Here is a 12,348-nt window from a genome sequence, read left to right on the forward strand (position 1 = left end):
CGCTTCTCCTTAATGACAGTCGCTTGCCGGGCTGTCACAGCAGCTGGCCACCGTTCTGCGCGTAGCCAACAGATTCACATTCACGCGGCTGCGCGCCCGGCGCAATACGCTAATCACCAGCACGTTAAACACCACTACCGCCAGGATGCAGGTCAGGCTGTAGAGCGGATGCTGATGGAAGGTGACGGTTTGATAAAAGAGCGTGGAGAGCGAGTAGGCAATATTCAGCCCCCACAGCACCGAGAAGCCCATCCAGCCGCGGCTCGCTTCGCGGGCAATCGCGCCCATCGCCGTAATGCATGGCACGTAGAGCAGGACGAAAATCAGGTAGCTGTAGGCCGCAGCCGCGCTGCCGAATTTCTGGCTCATCACCCCCATGGTGCCGGTCGCCATTTCGCCGTCGCCCTTGCTGGCTTCGATCGGGTTAGCAAGCACGCTCAGGCTGAAGGTCTCTTTGACGGAATTGCCGGTCTCTTCCAGCGCGGCAATCAGTTCATCACTCAGGCTGAACGTCGCCGGATTAAAAGCCTCCTGCTCAATATTTTCCGCGGTGTAGAGCGTGTTGAGCGTGCCGACCACCACCTCTTTTGCCATCGCGCCGGTAACCAGCCCGACAGTTGCCTGCCAGTGATCGCCCTGTACGCCAATCGGCTCTAACAGCGGGGTAAAGACGCGGCTGATAGAGGCCAGCGCCGAGTCGTTGATGTTATGCACCGTGCGGCCATTCAGCGAGAAGCTGTTCATCGCGCTGAGGAAAATGCTGACGATGATGATCACTTTCCCGGCGCGGATAACAAAACCTTTCAGCCGCTGCCAGGTTTGCAGCAGCAGGCTTTTCAGATGCGGAACATGGTAGACCGGTAGCTCCATCACAAACGGCGACGCTTCACCGCGCAGCAGGGTGTATTTCAGCATCAGCCCGGTAAGGATCGCCATCACCACGCCCAGCAGATAGAGCGAGAAGACCGCCACCGCACCCTGCTGGCCGAAAAAGGCGGCGGCAAAGACGGCAAAAATCGCCAGCCGCGCGCCGCAGGACATAAACGGCGCCATCATGATAGTAATCAGCCGTTCGCGCGGCGCATCAAGCGTACGCGCGCCCATTACTGACGGCACGTTACAACCGAAGCCGACAATCAGCGGTACAAAGGATTTGCCCGGCAGACCGAGCGACTGCATCAGGCGGTCCATTACAAATGCGGCGCGCGCCATATAGCCGGAGTCCTCAAGAAAGGACATAAACAGGTACATCATCCCCAGTTGCGGCACCAGTGGCAGCACAGTATTTACACCGCCGCCCAGACCCTGCGCGAGAAAGACCGTTAGCCACTCCGGGAAGTGCAGCGTATAGCCGAGCCACTGAATGCCGTGGATAAAGATCGCCACCGAACCGGCATCAAAAATGGGTGAGAACGCCCCGCCAATATTGATGGCGAAGAGGAACATCAGGTACATGACAAACAGGAAGATCGGTAAGCCGAGAAAGCGGTTGAGAATGATGCGGTCAACGGCGGCGGTGAAACGGCTTGGCTCGGCGGTCAGCGTATTGCTGACGGTATCGCAAATCGCGGCGATAGCCTGGTAACGCGCATCGGCGATATGCAGCGCCGGATCGTCCATCTCCGCCTGCAAACGCGAAAGCGCGGCGTTAAGCTGGCCGTCGGAAATATCGGCATTGGCGCGGCTATAGATGTCCCCTTCCAGCATTTGCAGCCCCATCCAGCGGCGTTGCTGCCAGGGAAGCGCGTCGCGCATCTGCCCGGCCAGCGTATCCGCCTCGCGCGCCAGCGGCAGCGCGTAGTGCACCAGCTCGACATTGTCATTGGCACGGTGGCGATCGATGGCGAGTTTCAGCGCCTCGATCCCGCGTCCACGCGTGGAGACCAGCGGGATCACCGGGCAGCCAAGGCGGCTGGCCAGCGCATCGATATCAATGCGCAACTTCTGCTTTTCGGCGATATCGAGCATGTTGAGGGCGATAATGCACGGCACGCCAAGCTCCAGCAGCTGTAACGTCAGGTAGAGGTTGCGCTCAAGGTTAGAGGCATCCACGACGTTTATCAGCAGGTCGGCATCGCCGTTCAGAATGTAGTGGCAGGCAATCTGCTCATCGAGAGAGGTTTGCGCGGAGATGGTGGTTAGCGAGTAAGTGCCGGGCAGATCAACCAGCGTGACCTGGTGGTCGGTGGTGGTAAAGAGCCCCTCTTTGCGTTCAACGGTGACCCCGGCCCAGTTGCCGACGCGCTGGCGCGCACCGGTTAACTGATTGAATAACGTTGTCTTGCCTGAATTGGGGTTGCCAATTAAGCCAATGGTCATTTTTTTCATTTTATTTCGCACCCCGCGAAAACGTTGCGATTAACGTGAAACCACTTCTAATTTGAGAAAGGCGAGATCTTTTTTTCTTAACACTAAATTAACGCGGCGCGTTTCGATATGCACCGGATCGCCCAAAGGGGCAACGCGAACAACATTAAAAGAGGAGCCGGGCAACATGCCGAGGGATAAAAGTTTCTGCCGCCATGCCGGGCTTATTTCTGGCGAGAAACCGAGAATTTTCCAAGCGCTATCAGGAGAGAATTGCATAGAGCCTACTTATCTTTTCTGCGAGTCAATATCACTCATGCGTCGTTGAGACGTACCGTTGGTCATCAAAGAGAGAAGGAGTGAACCTGTGGCTGCGATGATAATGAGAATGGTTTCTATCAGCAATCCAAAGCGTGCGCTTCCGGCGGGGATAATTAAAAAGTTACGCTCTTTTTGATGTAGAACAATATTTGCCACATCGGAATTTTCGGGAACAAATAGTGACGAGAGCGTCAGAATAATAAGAATAAATTTATATTTGGCAGCCTGGTTTAATAACACAGCGAAATATAATAAATGACGTCAATATTAGCTCAATCGCTAATGGCACACGGAATAGCTTAAATTTCCTCACGATTTTCTTCAGCGAAAAATAAAAACCTAAGCGCAACGGAAAAAATAAGCAGCGGGCGAGAAAAAGCCCTCTTCAGGTGAAGAGGGCTTATCTATTAGCGTTTCTTACCCATCGCCGCCGCCAGCGCATCCATCATCGCGCTGTTGCCGGCAGGCTGCGTGTCGCGACCGCGCGGTGCTTTCGCCGGACGAGCGGCATTACGGTTGCCGTTATCACGGTCATTACCGTTGCCACCGCGGCGCGGCGCGCTTTCACCCGGCTGCTCATTGAGACGCATAGTCAGTGCGATACGTTTGCGGGGAAGATCGACTTCCAGCACTTTCACCTTCACGATATCGCCCGCTTTCACCACCGTATGCGGATCTTCAACGAACTTATCCGCCAGCGAAGAGATATGCACCAGCCCATCCTGGTGGACGCCGATATCAACGAACGCGCCGAAGTTGGTGACGTTTGTCACCGCCCCTTCCAGCACCATGCCCGGCTGGAGATCGTTGAGGGTTTCAACGCCTTCCGCAAAGGTCGCGGTTTTGAACTCCGGACGCGGATCGCGGCCCGGCTTCTCCAGCTCTTTGATGATGTCGGTCACCGTCGGCACGCCGAACTGCTCATCGGTAAACTCGGACGCTTTCAGCTTGCGCAGCTCGCTGCTGTTGCCCATCAGATCGCGCAGAGATTGCTCAGTCGCTGCCAGAATGCGCTCCACCACCGGGTAGGTTTCCGGGTGAACGGTAGAGGCATCAAGCGGGTTATCGCCATGGTTGATACGCAAAAAGCCCGCGCACTGCTCAAAGGCTTTCGGCCCAAGGCGGCTCACTTTTAACAGCTGCTGGCGGTTCTGGAACTGACCGTTTTCATCGCGCCAGGCGACAATGTTCTGCGCCATCATGCGGGTTAACCCGGCCACGCGCGTCAGCAGCGGCACGGAGGCGGTATTAAGATCGACACCGACGGCGTTCACGCAATCTTCCACCACCGCATCGAGTTTGCGCGCCAGTTGGCTCTGGCTAACGTCATGCTGATACTGGCCGACACCGATAGATTTCGGGTCAATCTTCACAAGTTCAGCCAGCGGATCCTGTAAACGACGGGCAATCGATACTGCGCCGCGCAGGGAGACGTCCAGATCCGGGAACTCCAGCGCCGCCAGCTCAGAGGCGGAGTAGACCGACGCCCCCGCTTCGCTGACAATCACCTTCTGCGCCGTCACTTTCGGGAACTGTTTCTGCACATCGAGGAAGAAGCGCTCGGTTTCACGCGAGGCGGTGCCGTTACCAATCGCCACCAGCTCAACGTTATGCTTTTCGCACAGCGCCGCCACGGCCACCGCCGCTTTTGCCGCCTGCCCGGTGTGGGGGTAGATGGTGTCGGTGGCGACCAGTTTACCGGTGCCATCGACCACCGCCACTTTTACGCCGGTACGTAAACCGGGATCGAGACCCATGGTAGCGCGCAGGCCAGCTGGCGCGGCCATCAGCAGATCGTGCAGGTTGCGGGCGAAGACGTTGATCGCCTCATCTTCTGCACGCTCACGCACGGTGCCCATCAGCTCTGTCTCCAGATGCATCAGCACTTTAATGCGCCAGGTCCAGCTCACCACGCCTTTACGCCAGCTGTCCGCCGGAGCGTTATTCAGGCGCAGGCCAAGGTGGTCGATAATAATTTGCTCGCCGTGGCTCTCTTTTGGCGGCTCATCGAACTGCGGATCGGCGTTCAGCGAAAGTTGCAGGATGCCTTCGTTACGCCCGCGGAACATCGCCAGCGCACGGTGAGAAGGGACGGTGGAGAGCGGTTCATGATGATCGAAATAGTCGCGGAACTTAGCGCCCTCCTCCTCTTTCCCGGCGACAACCGTCGAGACGAGATGGGCGTTCTTCCACAAGTAGTTACGCACTTTCGCCAGCAGCGCGGCATCTTCCGCGAAGCGCTCCATCAGGATATAGCGCGCGCCGTCGAGGGCCGCTTTGCTGTCGGCAACCCCTTTGTCAGCATCCACGAAGGTCGCTGCAAGGGCTTCAGGATCCTGCGACGGATCGTTCCATAGCGAATCGGCCAGCGGTTCGAGACCGGCTTCAATAGCGATCTGCCCGCGCGTGCGGCGTTTCGGTTTGTAGGGAAGATAGAGATCTTCGAGTTCAGTTTTGCTCAGGGTGCCGTTAATCGCCTGCGCCAGTTCATCGCTCAGTTTGCCCTGCTCGCCGATCGATTTCAGGATCGCCTGGCGGCGCTCTTCCAGCTCGCGCAGGTAGCCGAGACGGGTTTCAAGTTGACGCAGCTGCGTGTCGTCCAGACCGCCGGTCACCTCTTTACGGTAACGCGCGATAAACGGGACAGTGTTGCCTTCATCAAGCAGGCGAACGGCGGATTCCACCTGTTCGGTTCGTGCCTTAAGTTCACCCGCAATAATGCGGCAGAGCGAATCATTCATCATGGCTTTCATCATCTTCTGAACAAAAAATCAGGGGACAGTTATACGGACTGACACAGCAAAATGCCAGCCATCGGCGGGCGCTCTCAGACTCATCCGGGCACTTATTTCACGTAGACAATCTCGTTGACGTACCAGGTCGCTTCACCACCCGGTGTCTGCACCACCGCCACATCGCCGACCTCTTTTTTCAGCAGTGCGCGGGCCATCGGCGAATCGATGGAGATGTAATCTTTGCGGCCGAAAATTTCGTCGTAGCCGACGATGCGAAAACGCAGGGTGTCACCATCGTCGTTTTCAATCTCCACCCAGGCACCAAAAAAGACCTTTCCTTCCTGTTGCGGCGAATAATCGACGATTTTTAAATTTTCGAGGCATTTTGTCAGGTAGCGCACGCGACGATCGATTTCGCGCAGGCGTTTTTTGTTGTATTGATAATCAGCGTTTTCGCTGCGGTCGCCGAGGCTTGCCGCCCAGGTGACCTTTTTTGTCACTTCCGGGCGCTCCTGACGCCAGAGAAAATCGAGTTCCTGCTTCAGTTTGTCGTAACCTTCACGGGTAATCAGGGGCGTTTTCATTGATGGGCCTTATTTATGTCTTCGCTGCACTTTACAAACGGAACGCGGTAAGGTGCGGATTAATCATGCTTTATGTGATGCAATATGCATATAAGCTGCTGTTAAATATGCTTTGTAACAATTTCGACTAGAATGTATACCAGATTTCGCTGGTCGTTAACGCGCACTTTTTTAGAATACGGAAACATTATTGTCGGAACCTTTGGGAGTAAAAACAATGCAAGAGAATTATAAGATTCTGGTCGTGGATGACGATATGCGTCTGCGCGCATTGCTCGAGCGTTACCTTACTGAGCAGGGCTTCCAGGTTCGTAGCGTGGCTAACGCGGAACAAATGGATCGTTTGTTAACCCGCGAATCCTTCCATCTGATGGTGCTGGATCTGATGCTGCCGGGCGAAGATGGTCTCTCTATCTGCCGCCGTCTGCGCAGCCAGAGCAACCCGATGCCGATCATTATGGTGACGGCAAAAGGCGAAGAGGTTGACCGCATTGTCGGGCTGGAGATCGGTGCCGACGACTATATTCCCAAACCCTTCAACCCGCGTGAGCTGCTGGCACGTATCCGCGCGGTGCTGCGCCGCCAGGCTAATGAACTGCCGGGTGCCCCCTCTCAGGAAGAAGCAGTTATCGCCTTTGGTAAGTTCAAACTGAACCTCGGCACCCGCGAAATGTTCCGCGAAGATGAGCCGATGCCGCTAACCAGCGGTGAGTTTGCGGTGCTGAAAGCGCTGGTCAGCCATCCGCGCGAGCCGCTGTCGCGCGATAAGCTGATGAACCTGGCGCGCGGTCGTGAATACTCAGCGATGGAGCGTTCCATCGATGTGCAGATCTCCCGCCTGCGCCGTATGGTGGAAGAGGATCCGGCGCATCCGCGTTATATTCAGACCGTCTGGGGCCTGGGCTACGTATTTGTGCCGGACGGCGCTAAAGCATGATGCGAGTGCGTTTCTCGCCGCGAAGTTCCTTTGCCCGCACGCTGCTGCTCATCGTCACTTTGCTGTTCGTCAGCCTGGTGACGACGTACCTGGTGGTACTGAATTTCGCCATTTTGCCAAGCCTTCAGCAGTTCAATAAGGTTCTCGCCTACGAAGTTCGTATGCTGATGACCGATAAACTGCAGCTGGAGGATGGCACGCAGCTGGTGGTGCCCCCGGCATTTCGCCGCGAGATCTATCGCGAATTAGGCATCTCTCTCTACTCCAACGAGGCGGCGGAAGATGCCGGCCTGCGTTGGGCGCAGCACTATGAGTTTCTGAGCCAGCAGATGGCGCAGCAGCTCGGCGGCCCGACTGAAGTACGCGTTGAGGTGAACAAAAGCTCGCCGGTGGTGTGGCTGAAAACCTGGCTGTCGCCCAATATTTGGGTGCGCGTACCGCTCACGGAAATTCATCAGGGCGATTTCTCCCCGCTATTTCGCTATACGCTGGCGATTATGCTGTTGGCTATCGGCGGCGCGTGGCTCTTTATCCGTATTCAAAACCGACCCCTTGTTGACCTTGAACATGCCGCCCTGAAAGTGGGGAAAGGGCAGATCCCGCCGCCGCTGCGGGAGTATGGCGCATCGGAGGTGCGCTCGGTGACCCGCGCCTTTAACCAGATGGCAGCGGGCGTCAAGCAGCTGGCGGATGACCGCACGCTGCTAATGGCAGGGGTCAGCCACGATCTGCGCACGCCGTTAACGCGTATTCGTCTGGCGACGGAGATGATGGGTGAAGAGGATGGCTATCTGGCTGAATCCATCAACAAAGATATCGAAGAGTGCAACGCGATTATCGAGCAGTTTATCGACTACCTGCGCACCGGCCAGGAGATGCCGATGGAAGCGGCGGATCTTAACGCCGTGCTCGGGGAAGTGATTGCGGCGGAGAGTGGCTACGAACGTGAAATCGATACCGGTCTGCAAGAAGGTGAAATCATCGTGCGCATGCATCCGCTCTCGATTAAACGCGCGGTCGCCAATATGGTGGTCAACGCAGCGCGCTACGGCAATGGCTGGATCAAAGTCAGCAGCGGCACAGAGCTGAACCGCGCCTGGTTCCAGGTGGAAGATGATGGTCCGGGCATACAGCCTGAGCAGCGCGAGCACCTTTTCCAGCCGTTTGTACGCGGCGACAGCGCTCGCAGCACCAGCGGCACCGGTTTAGGCCTGGCGATTGTGCAGCGTATTGTTGATAACCATAACGGGCTGCTGGAGCTGGGCACCAGCGAGCGCGGCGGGCTCTGTATCCGCGCCTGGCTGCCGATCCCGGTCGTTCGCCAGAACGGACAGCTCAAAGAGGTGTAAACCTGTAGCGCTTTGCCCGGCAGGCAAAGCGCTTTTCCCCTTCTATAACTTCGCTTTCAACGCCAGTAACGCGTCGCAAAAGGCTTGAGGGTGCGACACAAACGGTGCATGCGCCGCTTTCGGGAAGATAATCGACTCGCTTGCGGGCCACATCTCATCGAGCAGCGGCACAATCTTACGCGGAACCAGACCATCAAGATGACCATACAGACGCAAAAACGGCAGCGACAGGTTCTGTAATTCCTCGCGCAGATCGACCGTCTTCAAAATCTCCAGCCCGCCGTTCAGCATCTCTGTTGTTGGCATATCCAGCGATAAGACGGCGCTTTTCAGCAGGCGCGCATCCTGACGCGCGGTGTCGCTGCCCATGGTTTGCAGCGCCAGAAAGCGCTCAACAGTGCGCTGAAAATCCTCGCTAAGCTGGTGCTGAAAACCGGCCAGCACTTCAGGTTTAATTCCCGGCCACGCGTCACGCGCGCTGAAACAGGGCGAGGAGGCGACGGTAACCAGCGCGCTCACCCGTTCCGGTGCCTGTAGCGCAACCTGGCTTGCCACCAGCCCACCGAGGCTCCAGCCGAGCCATATCGCCTTTTCCGGTGCGTGGGCTAAAACGCACTGTGCCATCTGCGCAAGGGTCTGCGCGCCAAAACCGCGGCTGCGGCCATACCCCGGTAGATCGACCAGGTGCAGCGTAAAATGCGAGCTGAGTTCCGCCGTAATGCAATCCCATACTTGTGCATTCAGTCCCCAGCCGTGCAGCAGCACAAGATGCGCATCTCCTTCGCCTTTGGTTTGCCACCAGATGTCACTCATCAGTTATCGTTCTCTTCTTTCACACAAGGAGGTGCCACATGCTAACAGTGCCGGGATTGTGCTGGCTATGCCTGATGCCATTAATGCTCAGCCACTGGGGCATCTGCTCGCGCTGTACGCGAAGCCTGCAACGACGCGAAAAAGTTTGCCCTTTGTGCGGTTTACCCGCCGCCTGCGAACGGCTTCCCTGCGGGCGCTGTTTACGCCGTGCGCCGCCCTGGCAGCGGCTGATTGCCGTTAGCCGCTATGCGCCGCCGCTCAGCCTGCTGGTGCATCAGTTTAAATTCCATCCGCGCCCGGAGATGGCCCCCGCGCTGGCGCGCCTGTTGCTGCTAACGGTACACAGTGCGCGGCGCATCAATGCGCTGCCGCCGCCGGATATGCTGATGAGCGTGCCGCTGCATGGCCGTCGCCAGTGGCGAAGAGGGTTTAACCAGAGCGATCTGCTGTGCAGAAGCCTTTCGCGCTGGCTGCGCTGCCCTTACCCGCGTGCGGCGCTCAGGCGACAGCGGGCGACGCCGGTTCAGCATCAGTTAGCGGCACGGCTACGTAAAAGGAACGTGAAAAATGCCTTCCGTCTTGAATTGCCGGTGGCGGGTCTCCATATCGTTGTTGTGGATGATGTCGTCACTACCGGCAGCACGGTCGCAGAGATCAGCCAGCTGCTTTTACGCAGCGGCGCAGCCACTGTTCAGGTCTGGTGCCTGTGTCGAACCTTGTAGACCCTCGATGATGGGCGTATTATAACCGAGTAAAATAGTCAACTATTAGGCCATTGCTATGATCCGTATTTCCGACGCTGCCCAAGCGCACTTTGTCAAACTGCTGGCGAATCAGGAAGAAGGGACACAAATCCGCGTATTTGTGATCAACCCAGGCACGCCAAACGCAGAGTGTGGTGTCTCTTACTGTCCGCCGGATGCGGTCGAAGCCACAGATACCGCGCTGAAATTTGAACAACTGGTTGCCTATGTCGATGAGCTGAGCGCGCCGTATCTGGAAGATGCGGAAATCGATTTTGTCACCGACCAGTTGGGCTCTCAGCTGACGCTGAAAGCTCCGAACGCCAAAATGCGTAAAGTCTCCGACGACGCCCCGCTGATGGAGCGCGTGGAGTATTTACTGCAATCGCAGATCAACCCACAGCTCGCAGGCCACGGCGGTCGCGTTACGCTGATGGAGATCACCGATGAAGGCTACGCCATTCTGCAGTTTGGCGGCGGCTGTAACGGGTGTTCCATGGTTGACGTAACCCTGAAAGAAGGCATCGAGAAGCAGCTGCTGAACGAGTTCCCGGAACTCGCCGGCGTGCGCGACCTCACCGAGCACCAGCGCGGCGAGCACTCCTACTACTAAGCCTGTCTGCGCTTTAAGTATATTGCCCGGTGGCGCTTCGCTTACCGGGCCTACTCCTTTATGTAAGCCCTGACGGGTTAACCTCTATCCGGTAAGCTGCTCCACCTATTCCCGTAGGCAGGATAAGGCGTAGCCGCCATCCGGCAACCAAACCGCTTCAACCCACAAGCCTGCTCCCCCGCCCCGTAGGCCGGATAAGGCGCAGCCGCCATCCGGCAATCAAACCACTCCATCCCAGTAGCTTTTTCCTCCCCCCGTAGGCCGGATAAGGCGCAGCCGCCATCCGGCAAATACCCCCCGCTTTTGCTCCGCTGTTAGTATGACGAAGCTCTCACTTCTTACATTTTGATCCGCCGGGTGATTCTCTTTATCGGGATGTTACCCGTATCATCCCGACCGGCACCGACAAGATAAAAAACATCCGACTACAATTTTCAGCAATGGATGTAAGCCGAAACGGTGCCGCAGCGCGATTTCACCTTTTGAAAACGGCTGCCCGAAAACACTGACGTTACCCATAACAAATTAAAGGCCAGGTAAATCATGCCATTAGTCATCGTTGCTATCGGTGTTGCTCTCCTACTGTTACTCATGATCCGTTTCAAAATGAACGGGTTTATCGCTCTGATCCTCGTCGCGCTTGCCGTGGGGATGATGCAGGGCATGCCGCTGGATGCGGTGATTAAATCGATCAAAGCTGGTGTTGGCGGAACGCTGGGTAGTCTTGCGCTGATCATGGGCTTCGGTGCCATGCTGGGTAAGCTGCTGGCGGACTGCGGCGGCGCGCAGCGTATTGCCACCACGCTGATTGAAAAGTTTGGTCGCAAGCATATCCAGTGGGCGATCGTGTTAACCGGTTTTACCGTCGGTTTCGCCCTGTTCTACGAAGTAGGTTTTGTACTGCTGCTGCCGCTGGTCTTTACCGTTGCGGCTTCCGCGCGCATTCCCCTGCTCTATGTCGGCGTGCCGATGGCAGCGGCGCTCTCCGTGACGCACGGCTTCCTGCCGCCGCACCCGGGCCCAACCGCTATCGCCACTATCTTCCATGCTGATATGGGTAAAACCCTGCTCTACGGCACGCTGCTCGGCATTCCGACAGTGATCCTCGCCGGCCCGGTTTACGCTCGTTTCCTGAAAAATATCGATAAACCGATCCCGGAAGGGCTCTACAACTCAAAAACCTTTAGTGAAGAAGAGATGCCGGGCTTTGGCGTCAGCGTCTGGACATCGCTGGTGCCGGTGATCCTGATGGCGCTGCGCGCCGTGGCGGAGATGGTGCTGCCAAAAGGCCACGCGCTGCTGCCCTACGCTGAGTTCTTCGGCGATCCGGTGATGGCGACAATGATTGCGGTGCTGATTGCGGTCTTCACCTTTGGCCTCAATCGCGGCCGTTCGATGGACGATATCAACGACACGCTGACCAGCTCGATCAAAATCATCGCCATGATGCTGCTGATCATCGGCGGCGGCGGCGCGTTTAAGCAGGTGCTGGTCGACAGCGGCGTGGATAAGTACATCGCCTCAATGATGCATGCCACCAACCTCTCTCCGCTGTTTATGGCCTGGTCGATTGCCGCTGTGCTGCGTATTGCGCTCGGCTCCGCGACCGTCGCGGCGATTACCGCAGGTGGTATCGCGGCACCGCTGATCGCCACAACCGGTGTTAGCCCGGAACTGATGGTGATTGCCGTTGGCTCAGGGAGCGTGATCTTTTCCCACGTTAACGATCCGGGTTTCTGGCTGTTTAAGGAGTATTTCAACCTCACCATCGGCGAAACCATGCGTTCGTGGTCCGCGCTGGAAACCATTATTTCAGTATGTGGCCTGGTGGGCTGCCTGCTGTTAGGCATGGTGGTCTGAGGCAGGGATTGCCGGATGGCGCTTCGCTTATCCGGCCTACGAATATGATTCGGTGTGGCTGAAACCACTTGCCGGATGGCGCTTCG

General features: G+C 57.0%; 10 protein-coding genes. 5 read left to right on the forward strand and 5 right to left on the reverse strand.

Translation table 11 applies throughout. The annotated features are described in order from the left end of the window. Positions 1–9 precede the first annotated feature (9 nt). From feoB to greB, 4 genes are all read right to left on the reverse strand, one after another. Complete coding sequence (gene feoB / locus ABIC80_RS16620; RefSeq protein WP_429177862.1) at positions 10–2,328, reverse strand: Fe(2+) transporter permease subunit FeoB; 2,319 nt, start codon at positions 2,326–2,328, stop codon at positions 10–12. 30 nt (positions 2,329–2,358) lie between these two features. After that, the gene (gene feoA, locus ABIC80_RS16625) at positions 2,359–2,586 is read right to left on the reverse strand and encodes a ferrous iron transporter A (protein ID WP_023482091.1); all 228 of its coding nucleotides are present in this window, start codon (positions 2,584–2,586) and stop codon (positions 2,359–2,361) included. A gap of 449 nt (positions 2,587–3,035) precedes the next feature. Further along, entirely contained in the window at positions 3,036–5,372 is a 2,337-nt protein-coding gene (locus ABIC80_RS16630) for a Tex family protein (RefSeq protein WP_429177990.1), read from the reverse strand. 101 nt (positions 5,373–5,473) lie between these two features. Further along, the gene (gene greB, locus ABIC80_RS16635) at positions 5,474–5,947 is read right to left on the reverse strand and encodes a transcription elongation factor GreB (protein ID WP_023482054.1); all 474 of its coding nucleotides are present in this window, start codon (positions 5,945–5,947) and stop codon (positions 5,474–5,476) included. Positions 5,948–6,164: 217 nt separating this feature from the next. Between greB and ompR the strand changes: the two genes are divergently transcribed. Together ompR and envZ are read left to right on the forward strand one after the other, a co-directional pair. Beyond that, on the forward strand, positions 6,165–6,884 hold the full coding sequence (gene ompR, locus ABIC80_RS16640; protein ID WP_006177890.1) for a two-component system response regulator OmpR: 720 nt from the start codon (positions 6,165–6,167) through the stop codon (positions 6,882–6,884). Continuing rightward, positions 6,881–8,233, forward strand: coding sequence for a two-component system sensor histidine kinase EnvZ (gene envZ, locus ABIC80_RS16645; protein WP_054802631.1), 1,353 nt, complete (start codon positions 6,881–6,883; stop codon positions 8,231–8,233). Before ompR ends, envZ begins: the two co-directional genes overlap by 4 nt. A 42-nt stretch (positions 8,234–8,275) precedes the next feature. Here envZ and bioH read toward each other — a convergent pair whose 3' ends face one another. Further along, positions 8,276–9,046, reverse strand: a complete 771-nt coding sequence (bioH, locus tag ABIC80_RS16650; protein WP_429177864.1) for a pimeloyl-ACP methyl ester esterase BioH — start codon at positions 9,044–9,046, stop codon at positions 8,276–8,278. Between the two features lie 38 nt (positions 9,047–9,084). Between bioH and gntX the strand changes: the two genes are divergently transcribed. From gntX to gntT, 3 genes are all read left to right on the forward strand, one after another. Continuing rightward, positions 9,085–9,768, forward strand: coding sequence for a DNA utilization protein GntX (gntX, locus tag ABIC80_RS16655; RefSeq protein ID WP_429177865.1), 684 nt, complete (start codon positions 9,085–9,087; stop codon positions 9,766–9,768). A gap of 58 nt (positions 9,769–9,826) precedes the next feature. After that, on the forward strand, positions 9,827–10,402 hold the full coding sequence (gene nfuA / locus ABIC80_RS16660) for a Fe-S biogenesis protein NfuA (protein WP_023481993.1): 576 nt from the start codon (positions 9,827–9,829) through the stop codon (positions 10,400–10,402). A 543-nt stretch (positions 10,403–10,945) separates the two neighbouring features. Continuing rightward, the gene (gene gntT, locus ABIC80_RS16665) at positions 10,946–12,262 is read left to right on the forward strand and encodes a gluconate transporter (RefSeq protein ID WP_042712874.1); all 1,317 of its coding nucleotides are present in this window, start codon (positions 10,946–10,948) and stop codon (positions 12,260–12,262) included. Positions 12,263–12,348 lie beyond the last annotated feature (86 nt).

It is taken from the genome of Kosakonia sp. 1610, assembly GCF_050435845.1.
Taxonomy (GTDB): Bacteria; Pseudomonadota; Gammaproteobacteria; order Enterobacterales; family Enterobacteriaceae; genus Kosakonia; species Kosakonia cowanii.